This is a genomic window from Variovorax sp. MHTC-1 (assembly GCF_003984645.1).
GTDB lineage: Bacteria > Pseudomonadota > Gammaproteobacteria > Burkholderiales > Burkholderiaceae_C > Variovorax.
On the sequence record NZ_RWKI01000026.1, the window covers coordinates 1 to 16496 of the forward strand.

General features: G+C 67.1%; 17 protein-coding genes. 8 read left to right on the forward strand and 9 right to left on the reverse strand.

Annotation, left to right across the window (positions count from 1 at the left end; translation table 11 throughout):
- Positions 1-330 precede the first annotated feature (330 nt).
- From EJI01_RS25165 to EJI01_RS25180, 4 genes are read right to left on the reverse strand one after another with little or no spacing between them, the layout of a single operon-like run.
- Positions 331-1518 carry a vWA domain-containing protein gene (locus tag EJI01_RS25165; RefSeq protein WP_126839856.1) on the reverse strand — a complete coding sequence of 396 codons (1188 nt, stop codon included), beginning with the start codon at positions 1516-1518 and terminating at the stop codon, positions 331-333.
- A gap of 6 nt (positions 1519-1524) precedes the next feature.
- Complete coding sequence (locus EJI01_RS25170) at positions 1525-2133, reverse strand: GNAT family N-acetyltransferase (protein WP_126839857.1); 609 nt, start codon at positions 2131-2133, stop codon at positions 1525-1527.
- Position 2134: 1 nt separating this feature from the next.
- Positions 2135-2383 (reverse strand): hypothetical protein, encoded by a 249-nt coding sequence (locus EJI01_RS25175; RefSeq protein ID WP_126839858.1) that lies wholly within the window; start codon positions 2381-2383, stop codon positions 2135-2137.
- Positions 2380-3222 carry an AAA family ATPase gene (locus EJI01_RS25180; RefSeq protein ID WP_126839859.1) on the reverse strand — a complete coding sequence of 281 codons (843 nt, stop codon included), beginning with the start codon at positions 3220-3222 and terminating at the stop codon, positions 2380-2382. Before EJI01_RS25180 ends, EJI01_RS25175 begins: the two co-directional genes overlap by 4 nt.
- Before the next feature lie 148 nt (positions 3223-3370).
- Between EJI01_RS25180 and EJI01_RS25185 the strand changes: the two genes are divergently transcribed.
- Positions 3371-4054: a c-type cytochrome gene (locus EJI01_RS25185; RefSeq protein WP_126839860.1), complete on the forward strand. Its 684-nt coding sequence runs from the start codon at positions 3371-3373 to the stop codon at positions 4052-4054.
- Between the two features lie 54 nt (positions 4055-4108).
- On the opposite strand, the gene pcaG is transcribed toward EJI01_RS25185, so the two are convergent.
- Both pcaG and pcaH read right to left on the reverse strand, forming a co-directional pair.
- The gene (gene pcaG / locus EJI01_RS25190) at positions 4109-4714 is read right to left on the reverse strand and encodes a protocatechuate 3,4-dioxygenase subunit alpha (RefSeq protein ID WP_126839861.1); all 606 of its coding nucleotides are present in this window, start codon (positions 4712-4714) and stop codon (positions 4109-4111) included.
- A 16-nt stretch (positions 4715-4730) separates the two neighbouring features.
- Positions 4731-5432, reverse strand: a complete 702-nt coding sequence (pcaH, locus tag EJI01_RS25195) for a protocatechuate 3,4-dioxygenase subunit beta (protein WP_126839862.1) — start codon at positions 5430-5432, stop codon at positions 4731-4733.
- A 100-nt stretch (positions 5433-5532) separates the two neighbouring features.
- Here pcaH and EJI01_RS25200 point away from each other — a divergent pair, with 100 nt between their 5' ends.
- Entirely contained in the window at positions 5533-6501 is a 969-nt protein-coding gene (locus tag EJI01_RS25200) for a LysR substrate-binding domain-containing protein (RefSeq protein WP_126839863.1), read from the forward strand.
- On the opposite strand, the gene EJI01_RS25205 is transcribed toward EJI01_RS25200, so the two are convergent.
- Positions 6477-6911: a DUF1841 family protein gene (locus tag EJI01_RS25205; RefSeq protein WP_126839864.1), complete on the reverse strand. Its 435-nt coding sequence runs from the start codon at positions 6909-6911 to the stop codon at positions 6477-6479. The two genes, EJI01_RS25200 and EJI01_RS25205, sit on opposite strands and share 25 nt — an antisense overlap.
- 69 nt (positions 6912-6980) lie before the next feature.
- On the opposite strand from EJI01_RS25205, the gene EJI01_RS25210 reads away from it, so the two are divergent.
- Both EJI01_RS25210 and EJI01_RS25215 read left to right on the forward strand, forming a co-directional pair.
- The gene (locus EJI01_RS25210) at positions 6981-10151 is read left to right on the forward strand and encodes an adenylate/guanylate cyclase domain-containing protein (protein WP_126839865.1); all 3171 of its coding nucleotides are present in this window, start codon (positions 6981-6983) and stop codon (positions 10149-10151) included.
- A 22-nt stretch (positions 10152-10173) separates the two neighbouring features.
- The gene (locus EJI01_RS25215) at positions 10174-10827 is read left to right on the forward strand and encodes a peroxiredoxin family protein (RefSeq protein ID WP_126839866.1); all 654 of its coding nucleotides are present in this window, start codon (positions 10174-10176) and stop codon (positions 10825-10827) included.
- A gap of 12 nt (positions 10828-10839) precedes the next feature.
- Here the strand turns inward: EJI01_RS25215 and EJI01_RS25220 are convergent, their stop codons facing one another.
- Positions 10840-11964, reverse strand: a complete 1125-nt coding sequence (locus tag EJI01_RS25220) for an adenylate/guanylate cyclase domain-containing protein (RefSeq protein WP_126839867.1) — start codon at positions 11962-11964, stop codon at positions 10840-10842.
- 180 nt (positions 11965-12144) lie between these two features.
- Here EJI01_RS25220 and EJI01_RS25225 point away from each other — a divergent pair, with 180 nt between their 5' ends.
- The 3 genes from EJI01_RS25225 to EJI01_RS25235 are packed head-to-tail and all read left to right on the forward strand — an operon-like array spanning position 12145 to position 14522.
- Positions 12145-13686, forward strand: a complete 1542-nt coding sequence (locus EJI01_RS25225; RefSeq protein WP_221885712.1) for a sensor histidine kinase — start codon at positions 12145-12147, stop codon at positions 13684-13686.
- Positions 13683-14057, forward strand: coding sequence for a response regulator (locus EJI01_RS25230; protein ID WP_126839869.1), 375 nt, complete (start codon positions 13683-13685; stop codon positions 14055-14057). The genes EJI01_RS25225 and EJI01_RS25230 overlap by 4 nt, the downstream gene beginning before the upstream one ends.
- A gap of 21 nt (positions 14058-14078) precedes the next feature.
- Entirely contained in the window at positions 14079-14522 is a 444-nt protein-coding gene (locus EJI01_RS25235) for a desulfoferrodoxin family protein (RefSeq protein WP_126839870.1), read from the forward strand.
- A gap of 24 nt (positions 14523-14546) precedes the next feature.
- On the opposite strand, the gene EJI01_RS25240 is transcribed toward EJI01_RS25235, so the two are convergent.
- Positions 14547-15227, reverse strand: coding sequence for a carboxypeptidase regulatory-like domain-containing protein (locus EJI01_RS25240; protein ID WP_185879051.1), 681 nt, complete (start codon positions 15225-15227; stop codon positions 14547-14549).
- A gap of 198 nt (positions 15228-15425) precedes the next feature.
- Here EJI01_RS25240 and EJI01_RS25245 point away from each other — a divergent pair, with 198 nt between their 5' ends.
- Complete coding sequence (locus EJI01_RS25245) at positions 15426-16376, forward strand: LysR family transcriptional regulator (RefSeq protein WP_126839872.1); 951 nt, start codon at positions 15426-15428, stop codon at positions 16374-16376.
- Positions 16377-16496 lie beyond the last annotated feature (120 nt).

Sequence of the window (16496 nt, forward strand, 5' to 3'; positions counted from 1 at the left end):
TTCGCGCTGCTCGGGTGCGAAGAGCGAGTGGTCGACGAGTTCGGCACGCGGCAGGCGCACGCCGCGGATGCTGATGAAATCGGTCGGTGGCTGGAATCGCGCTTCCAGCAATGCGCCGGCCAAAGGCTGCTCGAATACCGGGGGATGCAGCGGAAAAGAAAGCACGGCAGACATGGCACAACCTCCTGCGGACGCAGCGTCAAGGAGACGCCTTATTTGAATCCTTAGGTGTTAAATGTAACCTCAGGTCTCAGCGCTGTGACAACTTTTTTACGCGTTTGATGACCCGCGGGATGGCCTGTCAGCCGCGTCTTGCTGCGGCCCCAGGCGCTACTTCGAGAGCAGCCGCATGGCCTCTTCGAGGCCCTTGAGAGTAAGCGGATACATGCGGTTCGACACGAGTTGTTGCATCACGGCAATACTTTGCCGGTACTGCCACACGCCCTGCGGCTCCGGGTTGATCCACGCGAACTTCGGGAAAGCGTGGGTCAGCCGCTGGATCCATTCGGCGCCGGCTTCCTCGTTGTTGTATTCGACGCTGCCGCCCGGCTGCAGGATTTCGTAGGGGCTCATGGTCGCGTCGCCGACGAAGACCAGCTTGTAGTCCTTGTTGTACTTGCGAATGATGTCCCAGGTGGCGAACTTCTCGGAAAAGCGGCGCCGGTTGTTCTTCCACATGAAGTCGTAGACGCAGTTGTGGAAGTAATAGAACTCGAGGTGCTTGAACTCCGTCTTGACAGCCGAGAACAGCTCCTCGACACGCTGGATGTGCTCGTCCATCGTGCCGCCGACGTCCATCAGCAGCAACACCTTGACGTTGTTGTGGCGCTCGGGCCGCATCTTGATGTCGAGGTAGCCGGCGTTGGCCGCCGTCGAGCGGATCGTATCGTCGAGATCCAGCTCGTCCTCGTGGCCCTCGCGCGCGAACTTGCGCAGCCGCCGGAGCGCGATCTTGATGTTGCGCGTGCCGAGTTCCTGGCTGTCGTCGTAGTCCTTGTAGGCGCGCTGGTCCCACACCTTGACCGCGCTCTTGTTCTTGCCCGCGCCGCCGATGCGGATCCCCTGCGGGTTGTAGCCGCCGTGGCCGAAGGGCGAGGTGCCGCCGGTGCCGATCCACTTGCTGCCGCCTTCGTGGCGCTCCTTCTGCTCCTCGAAGCGCTTCTTGAGCGTTTCCATGAGCTCGTCCCAGCCCATCTTCTCGATCTTGGCTTTCTCCTCGGCCGTGAACTCGCGCTCCAGCGTCTTGCGCAGCCAGTCGAGCGGCACTTCCTTTGTGAAGTCGGTCACCAGGTCGACGCCCTTGAAGTAGGCGGCGAAGGCGCGGTCGAACTTGTCGTAGTGCTTCTCGTCCTTCACCAGCGCGGTGCGCGAGAGATAGTAGAAGTCGTCGAGACCGAAGGCGTCGTCGGAGTTCGGCCCGACCACGTCGGCCTGCAGCGCTTCGAGCAGCGTCAGGTATTCCTTGACCGAGACCGGCAGCTTCGCCGAGCGCAGGGTGTAGAAGAAGTCGATCAGCATGGCGCATCACTCCTTGGGTTCGGGACGCGGCTTGTCCAGCAGATAGAGCAACTGGGCCCGCACCTCGGGCCACTCGCCCGATCGCAAGCTGTACATCACCGTGTCGCGGATCGTGCCGTCGCGGCGTAGGGCATGGCCGCGGATCACGCCGTCCTTCCTGGCGCCGAGACGCTCGATGGCGCGCTGCGACGCATGGTTGAAATTGTCCGTGCGCCAGCCGACCACGTGGCAGCCGAGGGTATCGAAGGCGTGCGTCATCATCAGCAGCTTGCAGGTGGTGTTGACGTGCGTGCGCTGGCAGCGCCCGGCGTACCAGGTGTAGCCGATCTCGACGCGCTTCACCGCGGGCAGGATGTCGTGAAAGCTGGTGGAGCCGAGCACCGCGCCGCTCGCTTCGTCGGTCACAGCGAAGGCGAAGCGGTTGCCGGCCTCGCGCATCTGCAGCGCAGCCTCGATGTAGCTGCGCGTGTCCTGCGGCTCGGGCACGGAGGTCACGCGAATCTTCCACAGCTCGCCGTCGGCCGCTGCCGCGCGCAGGCCCTCTTCGTGTTCCAGCGCGAGCGGCACCAGGGCGATGCCGCGCGACCTGAGCGTGACGGGCTCTACGAAAGCCATGTCAGTCCCTCGGGGAGCCGTACTTGCGTGTGTACCAGGCGCGTGCGAGCTGCACGCCGCCGCCGCCGCCGAGGCCGATCAACAGGATGCCGAAGATGGCGCTGTTGCTGTATCCGCCGGCGCCGAAGGCGTCGAAGCCCAGCGCCAGGCCGAGCCAGCGGCCCAGCAGGGCGCCCACCACGAACAGCACTGCCTGAGCCAGGCCAAGCAGGAGCAACTGGCGAGTGGGATGCCGGCCGCTTTCGCTCATCGGTTGTGCCGCTGCATGAAGACGAGCTTCTCGAACAGCGTCACGTCCTGCTCGTTCTTGAGCAGCGCGCCGACCAGCGGCGGCACCGCGACCTTGTCGTCCTTGCTCTGCAGCGCTTCGAGAGGAATGTCTTCGGCCACCAGCAGCTTGAGCCAGTCGAGCAACTCGGAGGTCGAAGGCTTCTTCTTCAGGCCGGGCAGGTTGCGCACGTCGTAGAAGGTCTTCATGGCCGAGGCCAGCAGCTCCTGCTTGAGGCCGGGGAAGTGCACCGCGACGATGCTCTTCATCGTGTCCGGATCGGGGAACTTGATGTAGTGGAAGAAGCAGCGGCGCAGGAAGGCGTCGGGCAGCTCCTTCTCGTTGTTGGAGGTGATGAAGACCACCGGCCGATGCTTGGCGCGGACCAGCTCGCGCGTCTCGTAGCAGTAGAACTCCATGCGGTCGATCTCGCGCAGAAGGTCGTTCGGGAATTCGATGTCGGCCTTGTCGATCTCGTCGATCAGCAGCGCCACCGGCTCGTCGGAGGTGAAGGCCTGCCACAGCACGCCCTTGACGATGTAGTTGTGGATGTCCTTCACGCGCTCGTCGCCGAGCTGCGAATCGCGCAGCCGGCTCACCGCGTCGTATTCGTAGAGGCCCTGCTGGGCCTTGGTGGTCGACTTGATGTGCCACTGGAGCAGCGGCAGGTCGAGCGCCTGGGCCACTTCTTCCGCGAGCATCGTCTTGCCGGTGCCGGGTTCGCCCTTGACGAGCAGGGGGCGCTTGAGCGTGATTGCGGCGTTGACCGCGAGCATCAGATCCTGTGTGGCGACGTAGTTGTCGGAACCCTTGAATTTCATGAGTGGCGTGGAGCAGGGTGGATGAAAGGACACATCATTCATCTGCGTTGCGCAGCGCCCGAGGCTTCACGCTCAGGACCGCGAAGGCCCCCGCATATAATCAAAAGTTGATCTGAAATCTGTATCTCCACGAGATTGTGCGCGCAAAATGAACAAGTTGTTGACCACGATGTTTGCCCTTGCTGTCGCTTGCGTGACGGTCTCGGCCCAGGCCCAGAAGATCACCGGCAATGCCGAAAACGGCTCGAAGAAGGTGGCGATGTGCGTGGGCTGCCACGGCATCATCGGCTACCAGGCCAGCTTTCCTGAAATCCACAAGGTCCCGATGATCGCGGGCCAGAGCGCCACCTACCTCGCGTCGGCGCTCGCCGCGTACAAGAGCGGCGACCGCAAGCACCCGACCATGCGCGCCATCGCCGACACGCTGAGCGAGCAGGACATTGCCGATCTCTCCGCCTACTACAGCCAGCTCGGTATGCAGGAAGGCGACGCGCCGCCGACCGCCGCCGCCAAGCAGCCGAGCGAGCGAATGCAGGCCCTGATCTCGCGCGACAAGGACAACACCTGCACCAAGTGCCACGGCGTCGACTTCAACACGCCGAACGACGGCACGGTCGCCAAGCTCGCGGGCCAGCATGCCGACTATCTCTACGTGGCGCTCAAGTCGTACAAGACCGACAAGAATCAGCAGATCGGCCGCTCCAACGGCGTGATGAGCGGCCAGGCCAAGAAGTTCAGCAATGCCGAGCTCAAGGAACTGTCCAGCTACATCAGCTCGCTGCCCGGCGAACTGAAGACGGTGCCGGAGTCGCGCATCCACCGCGCGAAGTAGGAAGCGCAAACCCCACAAGTACAAAGCCCGCTTTCAGCGGGCTTTGTTTTTTCTTTATACGTCGAAGAAGACGGTCTCTCGCGGCCCTTGCATGTGGATGTCGAAGCGATAGCTCACGGCGCCGCCCGTTTCGCTGCGCTCGGCGACCAGCGTCTTCCTGCGCTCGGCCGGCACGCTCGCGAGCACCTTGTCCTCGGCATTGGCCTTGGCCTCATCGCTGAAATAGATGCGCGTGAACGCGTGCAGCAGCATGCCGCGCATCAGCACGATCACATTGACGTGCGGCGCCTCGCCCGCCGCCTCGGCGCCGGGCTTGACGGTGTGGAAGACGAAGCGGTTCTGTGCATCGGTGCCCGTACCGGCGCGGCCGAAGGCGCGGAAGCCGATGGCCTGCGCATCCTCTACCGACTTCGGATAGGCACCGGTGCCGTCGGCCTGGCTGATCTCGACCAAGGCGTCGTTGATGGGCTTGCCGTCGCCGTCGATCACGCGGCCTTCGATCCGGATGCGCTCGCCGCGCGCCCCGTCGAGCGCGAGCACCGCGTCGAAGGGCTGGTCGAAGTCGTAGCCGTACTGGGTGGCCGTGAGTCCGTAGGCGAAATAGGGGCCGACCGTCTGCGAGGGGGTCTGGCCGAAATTGGTTTCGAGTGCGCTCATCATGGTCGTGTCTCCTGGCTCAACGAGTTTCGAAAGGCGTTTCGTCGGCACCGCGCAGCACGATGTCGAACACGTAGCCGAGCGCGTAGCCTTCTTCCGTGACGTCGAGGCTGAAGTCCGAGATCAGCCGGTTGCGCACCTTCTCCGGCGTGCCGGTGATCATCGGGTCGTACTGCAGCAGCGGATCGCCGGGGAAATACATCTGCGTCACGAGGCGGCTCGCGAAGTGCTCGCCGAACAGCGACAGGTGGATGTGCTGCGGCCGCCAGGCGTTGGGATGGTTGCCCCAGGGGTAGGCGCCCGGCTTGATGGTGAGGAAGCGGTAGCGGCCCTCGTTGTCGGTCAGGCAGCGGCCGGCGCCGAGGAAGTTCGGGTCCAGCGGCGCGTCGTGCTGGTCGACCTTGTGCACGTAGCGGCCGGCCGCGTTCGCCTGCCACAGTTCGACCAGCGTGTTGCGCACCGGGCGGCGGCGCTCATCGAGCACCTGGCCGGTGAGGATCATGCGTTCGCCCAGCGGCTCGCCGTTCCTGCGCGCATTGCGCGTCAGGTCGTGGTCGAGCTCGCCGATGCCGCTGTGGCCGTAGACCGGCTGCTGCAGTTCGCCGAGCGAGGCTTTCAGCGGAATCAGCGGCTGCAGCGGCCCGCGCTTCGCGGTCGACTTGTAGCCGGAATAGACGTAGGAGGGATGGCTGGGCCAGTCGCGCGGCGTGATTGAGCTCATGGATTCGTCTCCGGGATCGTGGGAATGAACTGAACTCTATTCATGCGCGTTGCTGATGTAAATTGACGTCCTGGCGATTTTTCATAACCACCGGTAATCTATGACGGCCAGCTCCGAAGCCTTCGTCCGCGGCGTCCAGCTGCGGCATCTGCGCTGCCTGGTGGCGGTGGCGCAGGAGCGCCATCTGGCGCGGGCGGCGGAGCGCCTGGCCTTGAGCCAGCCGGCCGTATCGAAGACCCTGGCCGAGCTCGAAACCCTGGCCGGCGCCCGGCTGGTCGAGCGCGGCAGTGCCGGCCGGCGCGGCATCCAGGGCTTCACCGTGGCCGGGGAGCAGCTGCTGGCCCATGCGCTGCGCGTGCTGGAAGCGCTCGACGCCAGCGCCGAAGCGGTGATGCCGGCCTCGGGCACGCGCCCGCAGCGCCTGCGCATCGGCGCACTGCCGAGCGTCGCGCCGTCCCTGCTGCCCGCTGCGCTGGCGGCGCTGCGCGAGCGGCTGCCCGCCTTGCAGGTGCAGGTGCAAACCGGCGCCAACAGCCCGCTGCTCGACGCCCTGCGCGCCGGCGAGCTGGACCTGGTGGCCGGCCGCATGAGCGACCCGCAGCTGATGGCCGGGCTCACCTTCGAGCTGCTCTACACCGAGCCGCTGGCGCTGGTGGCGCGGCCCGGCCATCCGCTCGCGGGCGGTGCACCTTCTGTGCAGGAGGTGCTGCGCCATCCGCTCGTGATCTACGGCGAGGGCACCATCCCGCGCCACCACACCGAGAGCTTTCTTTCCGGCCTGGGCCTGCGCCTGCCCCCCCATGTGACGCAGACGCTGGATCTCTCGGTGGCGCGCGCGCTGCTGATCCGCTCCGACGCCGTCTGGTTCACGCCCGTCGGCGCCGCGCGCGACGACCTGGAGAGCGGCCAGCTGGTGCGGCTGGCCATCGACACCGCCGGCACCGACGAGCCGGTCGGGCTGCTGCTGCGCAGCGATGCCGAGCCGTCGGCCGCGCGGCAGATGTTGGTCGCGCTGCTGCGCGAGAGCGGCAAGGCGCAGTCGACTCAGTCGCGCGTGGCCCGCCGCTGAACGCAGGCCACGTAGGCCTCGCCATCGGGCGGCCGGCCGGCGCGTTGGCTCTCCCACATCATCCGGCCCAGGCATTCCATCGCCTCGTGGTGCGCATCGAGCAGCGAGTCGCGGCGCGCGGCCAGCAGCTCGACCGCCTGGCGGATGCCGCGCGGCTGGTCGATCGAGCACTGCTCGCTGATCGACAGGTGCATCGAGAGATGCAGGAAAGGGTTCTCGCGCCCGTCCGTGCCGTCGTAGACGCGCGCCACCGCGGCGTCGGCGTCGGCCAGGTCGGCGTGGTACTCGGGGTGTTCGTCGATCCAGCGGCTGGCGATGATTTCCAGCGCCTCCATCGGCAGGCCCTGGCGGCTCTTGGCGAAGACGTCGCAGAAGAAACGACGCACTTCCTCTTGGGAGGGATTGAACATGGGCCAAGGTTAGCAGCAGCAGGCTAGCCAGTGGCGCAAGGGCGCGAAGTGGCGCAGCATCGGGCTGCGATGGCCACGACCTGTCTTTGCCCGGCATGCGGTTGCGTCTGCGATCCGGACTTCGCCTTCTGTCCGCGCTGCGGCGCGGCGCGCCGTCCGGCGCCGCAAAACGCGGATCAAGAAGGCGACCGGCGCCAGGTCACAGTGCTGTTCGCCGATCTGACGGGCTTCACCTCGCTGGCCGAAGGGCTCGATCCCGAAACGCTGCGCAGCTTCCAGAGCGCGCTGTTCGAAATCATGGCGCAGGCCGTCGCGCACTACGACGGCTTCGTCGAGAAGTTCGTCGGCGACGCGGTGATGGCCGTGTTCGGCGCGCCGCGTGCGCATGAGGACGACCCGTTGCGCGCCATCGAGGCCGCGCAGGAAATGATGCAGCGCGTGGACCGCCTGAGCCGCCAGTGGACGGGGCGCCTCGGACGCCCGGTGACGCTGCACATCGGCGTCCACACCGGCGCGGTGGTGGCCGGCAGCCTGGGGCAGGGCGCCGGCAGCGCCTACGCGGTCACCGGCGATACCGTGAACACCGCTTCGCGGCTGCTCGCGGCCGCCGAGCCGGGCACGGTGCTGGTGTCGGACGCGACGCAGGCCATGGTGCGGCATCGCTTCGCCTTCGAGCCCGCCGTCGAGCTGGCGCTGCGCGGCAAGGCGCAGTCGATGCGGGTCCACCGCCTGGCCGGCGTGCGCCCGGATCTGGCTTCCGCGCGCGGCCTCGCCGAACTCGGGCTGGCGGCGCCGCTGGTCGGGCGCGACGCGGCGATCGAGTCCCTGCTGGCCGCGTTCGACCGCATGCAGCGCGGCCAGGCCCAGCTCGTCAGCGTGATCGGGGAGGCCGGCGCGGGCAAGTCGCGTCTTCTTGCCGAGCTGTTCGCGCGGCTCGAAAGCGACGGCCGGTTCGCTGCGACGGTCGTGCGCAGCACCACCTGCTCGTCGCTCGGCGAGCCGACCTACGGCACTTTCGGCGCGCTGTTCCGCGAGGCCTATCGCGTCGAGGAAGCCGACACGCTGGAAGCGGCCCGGCGCAAGCTGCAGCAGGGCCTGCAGGCGCTGGGCGCCGATGCGGACGAGGCCGATGCGGTGGCGCAGGTGCTGAACTACCTGCTCGGGATCCAGGAGGCCCGGCCCCGCGACATCGAACCCGAGCAGCTGCAGCGCCAGATCACGCTGGCGGCGCGCGCGCTGCTCGAGCGGCGGCTGGCGCGGCAGCCGGTGATGGTCGTCGTGGACGACCTGCAATGGGCCGATGCGGCCTCGGTCGACCTGCTGCGCGAGGTCGTCGATCAGCTGGCGGATCGGCCGCTGATGCTGCTGGTGTCGCAGCGCCCCGACGCGCGCGTGCTGCGCACCCTGTGCGCCGAGCACTCGACGATCGAGCTGGGTCCGCTCGGCGACGAGGAGGCGCGCTCGCTGGTGAGCCACCTGCTGGGCGCTCCCGCGGCCGACGACAGCCTCGCCCCGATGCGCGATTTCGTCGCGGCGCGCGCCGGCGGCAATCCGCTGTTCGTCGAGGAAGTCGTGCGCAGCCTGGCCGGCCGTGGCCTGCTGGTGCGCAGGCAAGGTCGCTGGGTGTGCGCGGCAGATTGCGACGCGCCGGATGTTCCGCCCACGCTGTATGGCCTGCTGTTGTCGCGCATCGATCGGCTCGCCGCCGGGGATCGCCGGGCGCTGCAGGAAGCGGCCGTGCTGGGCGCCGAGTTCGACCGCGCATTGTTGCAGCGCATCGCGAGCGAGCCGAGCTCGACCGAGGCGGCGCTCCAACGACTGGCCGGGGCCGATCTGATCCGCGCCGACGACGTGGGCGCACAACGCTGGCGCTTCATGCACGCGCTGCTGCACGAGGTGGCCTATCAGAACCTGCTGCTGGCACGCCGCACGGAACTGCACTTGCGTGCGGGCCGTGCCCTGGAAGCCGAGCTCGGCGCGGATGCGGCGGCCTCGATCGACGGCCCAGGCCGAAGCCCGCGCCGCCTGGTCGAGCTGGAGGCGCTGGGCCACCACTGGAGCCTGTCGCCGGACAAGGCGCGCGGGGCGCGCTACCTGCTGGCCGCCGGCGACTGGGCGCGCGCGGTCTATGCCAATGACGACGCGATCCGCCACTACGAGCGTGCGCTGCGCACCCTGGTCGAGGCTCCGCTGGACAGCGCTGCCGCAGCGGCCGAGGTCGAGGCCGCGGAGCTCGACGCACGCGAGCGGCTCGCCGACCTGTTCGCCCTGCAGGGCCGGCGCGCCGAGGCGCTGGCGCACTACGAACTCGTGCAGCGGGCGGTCGAAGGGCAGCGCGATCCGGTGCGGGCCGCGCGCCTGTTGCGCAAGATCGGCGGCCTGCACTGGGAGGCCGGCGAGCGCGAGCGCGCGGGCGCCTGCTTCGACGCCGGCCTGGCTCGCCTGGGCGAAGACGGCGATGCGATCGAACGCGCCCATCTGTTCCAGGAGATGGGCCGGCTCGCCTTCCGTGCCGGCGACAACGCCACCGCCCTGGCGCTGGCGCAGCGCGCGCTGGCCGAGGTGCCCGCCGATGCCGCCGGACGCACACGCGAGGCCACCGTCGTGCGCGCCGAGGCCTTCAACACGCTCGGCATCGCGCTGGCGCGCCTGGGCCGGCCGTCCGAGGCGGTGGCGCAGATCGAAAGCAGCGTCGCGCAGGCCGAAGCCAACAACCTGCTGCAGGCCGCCTGCCGCGGCTACACCAACCTGGGCGTGCTGTACGCGTCGCTCGATCCGCAGCGCAGCATCGAGACCTGCCTGCGCGGACTCGAAACCGCCAAGAAGGTCGGCGACCTCGGCTTCCAGTCGCGGCTGTACGCCAACCTGGCGGTGGCGTACTGCGCGCTGACCAATCGATGCGAGGCCGAGGGCATCGCCGCGGCGCATGCTGCCGCGAACCTGGATCGCCGCCTCGGGCTGCTCGATCACCTCGCGGTGCCGCTGATCGTGCTGGCCCAGATCCACCAGTGCCACGGCGATCATGCGCGCGCCTTCGCGTGGTACCGGGAAGCGTTGCAATTGGCCGAACAGGTCGACGAGCCTCAACTGCTCTTTCCCTGCTACGATGGTTTGGCAACGCTGTATCTCGACACCGGGCGCCCGGCTGAGGCCGAGACCTATCTCGCGATGGCGCAGGCGATTTGCGAACGCGCCGGCCTCGAGCCCGACGCCCTGATGGTGCTTCCGTTCCTTTGCTGAACTTGCCGGAAGGAGCCTCGATATGACATTCGCGACGAGTCGACCCGTGATGCCAGGCGAACCCGCCCCCGATTTCGCGCTGCCGGCCGTGGCCGGGCCCGAAACCGTTTCGCTCGCCGACTACCGCGGGCGCAGCCCCTTGTTCCTTTCGCTGATGCTCGGCCTGTGGTGCCCGTTCTGCCGGCGCGCATTGGTCCAGCTCGGCAGTCTCGAGGGCAAGCTCAAGGCGCTGGGCGTCGAGAGCCTGGCCGTGGTGGCGACGGAGCCCGAGAACGCGCGGCTGTATTTCAAGTTCAGGCCGACGCGCCTGCGGATGGCGTCCGACCCCGAGCTGAGCACGCACCGCGCGTTCCGGGTGCCCAAAGTCGACCCGACGCCGGCGTTTATCCAGGAGATGGAAACCACCCGCGTCAACCCCACCGGCGAACTCCCCGAGCCGCTTCCGATTCCCGAGGCCGCCAAGGTGCTGCAGGAGCTCGACGGCTACACCTACACGCCGGCCGACCTGGCCGACATCGACCGGCAATGGCCGCAGCTGAAGGCGATGTTCATGATCGACCGCGAGGGCATCGTGCGCTGGATGGACATCGAGTGCGCCGCCGAGGGCATGGCCGGCATCGGCAAGCTCCCGTCCGAAGAGGTGATCCTCGACGCGGCGCGCGCCTGTGCGGCCTGAGGGGCGCCGGCTTCACGCCGGTGATGCCTTGATGCCGCGAACGCTGAAGCACTCGACGGGGCGCTGGAATCCCTTGAGGCTGAGCGCCTGCGGCGGCTCCACGTCGAGCAGGGGTTCCAGCTGCGCGTAGACGCGCCGTGAGATGAGGATCTGGTCGCCCGCTGCCTCGCCGCACAGCCGCGCCGCCAGGTTGGTCACCGTGCCGATCGCGCCATAGTCCCAGCGCCCTTCGAATCCGATGGCCCCGATCGTGGCGAAACCCTGCGCGATGCCGATGCCCAGGCCGAGCGAATAGCCGCGCCTGCGCCACGCCTCGGCGATCGAGCCGACACGTTCGCGGATCGCGATCGACATCCGCACTGCGCGCTCGGCCGCGTCGGCCACAGGCACCGGATCGTTGAAGAAGATCATCATGCCGTCCCCGGTGAAGTGCTCGAGGGTTCCCTCGTGCGCGAGGATCAGCTCGCCGGTGGCCGCGTGGTACTGGCGCAGCACGCCCATCACTTCCTCGGGTTCGGCAATCTCCGCGAAGGCGGTGAAGCCGCGCAGGTCGAGAAAGACCACGGTGATCTCGCGCCGATGGCTCTGCAGCGGGTCTTCGGTGCCGCCGCTGACGATCAGCTCCGCGAGCTGCGGCGAGAAAAAGCGCCGCAGCCGGCCGATGCGCTCGAGCTCGGCGACCTGGGTCGCGACGCGCTGCTCGAGCGACGCGTTCCACTCCTTCATTTGCGCGGCCAGCGCTTCGACCTGGTCGTGCAGGCGCTTGATCCGCAACATCGAGCGCACGCGCGCAGCGAGCGCGGCGTGGTCCACGGGTTTGGTGAGGTACTCGTCGCCGCCTGCCTCCAGGCCGGCGATGACGTCCTTCAGGTCGGCCATCGCGGTCACCATGATGATGGGCGTGAAGGGGAAATCAGGATCGGCCCGAAGGCGCCGGCAGACTTCGATGCCGCCGAGCTTGGGCATCATCAGGTCGAGCAGGATCAGGTCCGGCAGGAACTGCCGTGCAGCGGAGAGACCTTCTTCGCCGTCGGCCGCAGAGACGACCTCGTAGCCCTCGCTGCCCAGCCGCGCCTGCAGAATCTTGACGTTGGTCGCGTTGTCGTCGACGATGAGGATGCGCGGGGGGGTTCTCACCGTCAATTCTCCCGATCGAAAAACTGTACTGGCTTCACAGTGGTTCTACAAGGCGGTGAGGTGCGTTAGGAGCGATTCGAAACGCTTCTTTTTGTACTGACGGAGCCCTGCCAAATCAAACTCGAGCGGCTTGTCACGGGAGTCTTGAACCGGTCACCCATCGGTCGGCTGGTGGGTTGGGTGGCGCGTGTTCACGCTTCGGTTCACACCAAGCTCCTGCTCGCCTTCCTGATCATCACACTGCTGTTCATCGCGATGGCGATCGCGAGCCTGTCAATCCTCGTCAACACCACCGAACAGAGCCGCATGCTCGATGAGGCGCACGAGCGGGTCGGCTGGTCGCAGCAGAGCCAGCACGCGCTGGCCAGGCAGATGCACTTCACGGCGCTGGCGCTGCTTTCGAAGGACGAGGCTGCCATCAGGCGGATCCTGCGCGAGAACAACCGCTTCAACGAGACACTGGCCAAGCTGGACATCGCCGGCCCCGCCGGCGAGAAGGGCCTGATCGACCAGATCCGCTCTCTGCAGGACGACGCCATGAGCGTGATCGCCGACATCGCCAATGCGATCCGCGACGGCAAGCTCGACGACATCACGGGCGAGCTGCTCAGGCGCGAGGAGCGCCTGGATGCCGAGATCGCCTCGCGCATGGGGCAGCTCGTGGATGCGGAGCAGAACCGCATGGCCCAGCTGCGCGACAACGTGGAGGCCGCCAATCGCCGATCGCTGATCCTGACATTGGCTTTCGCAGTGAGCGCCGTGCTGCTCGCCTGGCTTTGCGGATTCGTGATCTCCTGGTCCTTCATCCTGCCGGTGCGCGAGGCGGAAACTTTCCTGGGCGATGTCGCGGCAGGAAACTTCGGGCGCAAAATCTCGGTGCCCAACCGGGATGAATTCGGGGCGCTCGCCGACCGGATGAATCACATGAGCCAGCAACTTCATCGTCTCGACGAATCGCAGCGGCAGGCCGCCGCCGAGCTCGTGGACCTCAACGAGCAGCTGGCGCGCGCGAGCAAGGCCAAGTCCGAATTCCTGGCCAACATGAGCCACGAACTGCGCACGCCCATGAACGCGATCCTCGGATTCAGCGAGATGATGATCGACGGGATCTACGGCGACATACCGGCCGAGCTGAAGGAGCCGCTGGCGGACATCCAGGTCAACGGCCGCAACCTGCTTCGCCTGATCAACGACGTGCTCGATCTGTCCAAGATCGAGGCCGGGCGCATGGAGCTCGCGCTCGGCGAGTATTCCGTCAGCGATGTCGTCCACACCGTGCGCACCTCCCTGCGCTCGATCGCTGCGGAGAAGGGTCTTGAATTCACCGCCCATGTCCCAGAGGATCTGCCGGTGGCCTACGGCGACAGCGGCCGGCTTGCCCAGTGCCTGACCAACCTGGCCGGCAATGCACTGAAATTCACGCGGCAGGGCCGGGTCGACATCGCCGTCGAGCTGGTGGACGGCGAGCTCATCTACCGCGTCACCGATACGGGCATCGGCATTGCGCAGCAAGAACTCGATCACATCTTCACCGAGTTCCGCCAGATCGACACGACCATCACGCGCGAATACGGCGGCACGGGCCTCGGCCTCAGCATCTCGAAGAAGTTCGTGGAACGGCTGGGCGGCCGCATTTGGGTCGAGAGCGAGCTGGGCAAGGGCTCCACGTTCATGTTCTCCGTGCCGTTGCGCGCGGGCGAAGAAAGCCGGGTTATCCAATGAGCGGGCGCACCATCCTGTATGTCGAGGACAACGAGTACAACCGCAAGATCGTGCGGCAGCTGCTCAAGCGTTCGTCCTGCCGCTTGATCGAGGCGGGGGACGGAGAGACCGGCGTCGCGCTCGCGCAGCAGGACTTGCCCGACCTCATCCTGATGGACGTGCAACTGCCCAAGATGTCCGGGCTGGACGCCACCAGGCGATTGACCACCGACGCCCTCACGCGCCACATCCCGATCATCGTGATCACCTCGTATGCGCTGAGCGGCGACCGCGAGAAGGCGATGCAGGCCGGCGCGTCCAGCTACCTCGCCAAGCCCTACAGTCCGAGCGAGCTGCTTGCCATGGTCAAGCAGTTTCTTCCGGACCTCTGAAGCAAGCCGAAAGGGGGTTCCATGCCGAAGACAGTTCGAAGCGCCGCGTGCGCGGCGATCGCAGGGCTGCTGACGATGAGCCTCGGTGCGCTCACCGCGCACGCCGAGGAGGAGCAGGCGCAGCAGTTCACGCCGGAGTTCCGCCAGGTTCACAAGGGCATCGACCCGAAGCACACCCCGAAGATCACGGCACCGGACAGCGTACGCCGAGGGGCTTGGTTCAACGTGACGGTCAGCGTCGGAACCGGATCGCTGCACCCCTCGCTGGCGGAGCACTTCGTGCGCTACGTTGCGTTGTACAAGGACACGGTGGAGATCGCACGCGCCTACCTGCATCCGGTGTATTCGTCGCCGACGGTGACCTTCACTGTGGCGCTCGACGAAGGAGGGTCGCTCACGGCGATCGCCGAGCCGACGCATTCCGCCGCCTGGGAGGCGTCGAAAAAGATCACCGTGCTTCCTTGAGGCGAAGCGTCCCGCGTCGCTGCCTCAGCGCGCCTTCATCTCGACGGTGAGCTGCGCAGGCTGCTGCTCGCCGACGGTGACGCTCGCGGGCAGCGTGCCCAGCCGCTCATGCCAGATCTGGAGCTTGTATTGGCCCGGCGGCAGATTGTCGAAGGCAAAGCTCCCATCGGCGCCGGTGACCGCGTAGAACGGGTGTGCGGCCACCACCACCCACGCGGTCATCCAGGAATGCAGGTCGCATTCGATGCGCACGATCTCGGGCTTGGCGAAGGTGACCGGAATCGTCCGGCCCATCGGCTGGGTCCGGTTGAACGACACGTTGAGCTTCGGGGTCGCATGAATGTTGTGGAGCAGGCGATCGCTGTTCAGAAAATCCACCGTTCCGCCGGCCGGAACGATGACGATCCTCGGCACGAACGAGCATCCCTTCTGATCGAGTTCGACCTTCTCGGCTCGCGCCGGCGCCGCTGCACCCGGCGGAGGATTCTCGAGCCAGACGACGGCATTGCGGATCTCGCGATTGGCAGACACCTGCAGGTCGTCGGCAAGCTTTTCGTTGCCGCAGAGGTACTGGTCGATCGTGACCGGCACTGTCTGCCGCGCAGGGGCCGCACCGGCATACAGGACCTTGCCCCTCAGCTCGCCCGCGAGGCAGTAGCCGGGCAGGACGCAGGACAGGAGCAGCAGCCCGAAGACGCTCGGCAACCGAACTCCATGCAATGGAAAGTCCTTCATCTGTAGCCTGCCTTGGCATCGTCCAAGCGGTGAGCGCCGGGGGGCTTGCGCGCTTGTGCGCCGCCTCGCAAAAGGTAGTCCTGGACGCCGGGACCGTCAATACGTCGAACGCGAAAAGGCATCGTCCAGGCGATATATTGCGCGATCGCGTATCGAAGCTGGAAGTCCATGGACCGCCTGGAAAACATTGAGACATTCGTTCGGGTCGCGCAGACACAGAGCTTCGCCGAGGCTGCCAGGCAGCTGCGCGTAGCCAAGTCGGTGGTCACCAGCCGCGTGAAGCAGCTCGAAGACCACGTCGGTGCGCCGCTGTTCCACCGCAGCACGCGGGTCGTGCGGCTCAGCGACGTCGGGCAGGCCTTCCTGCGCGACTGCACCGAGCTGGTCGGGCGGGCCAACGACATCATGGACCAGATGCGCGGCGCGCGGGCCGGGCCGACCGGCACGCTGCGCGTCCACGCGCTGACCGGCTTCGTGCTCGGCCATTTCGCATCCTTGCTGCGCGCCTTCCAGGTCAGCTACCCCGACATCCGTCTCGAACTGATCGTGAGCGATGCGGTGGTGGACCCGGTCAAGACCGGCGTCGACTGCGCGCTGCAGATCTTCCCGGCCGCCTCGACCGAGCTGGTTTCGCGACCGCTTTTCCCGGTGCGCCGCGTGTTCTGCGCCACGCCCGAGTACCTGCGCACGCACGGCGCGCCGCAGAGCCCGCGCGAGCTGCACAAGCACACGCTCGGCCTTTACTCGGGCTACCCGACACGCGACCGCTGGACCTTCCATCACGACGGCGAGCAGGTGACGATCTACATGAGCGCAGCCCTGTTGACAAACAGCGTGCACCTGCTGCGCGAATACGCGCTCGAGCATGCCGGCATCGTCTGCCTGCCGACGCTGGTGGCCGGCGATGCGATCCTGCGCGGCGACCTGCAGGTGGTGCTGCCCGAGCACCAACTGTCATCGTTCTCGCTCAGCGCGGTCTATGCGGGCACTTCGCGCAATGCCTTCAAGCTGCGCCTCTTCATCGAGCACATCACCGCGGCCTTCGCGCGCGTGCCGCCGTGGGATGCGGCGATGATCGAGCGCGGTTTGCTGCCCGCCGAGCTGATCGCCGACGCTTAGGATCGGTTCGCTCAGCAGCGTGTCCACGGAGGCGGGCGGTGTGCCCTGGGCCGGCCGTTGAGTCACCGGCGAGCACCGCAGCGCAGGACGGATCAGGGCCGCGCGTGTTTGAGCGAAGCG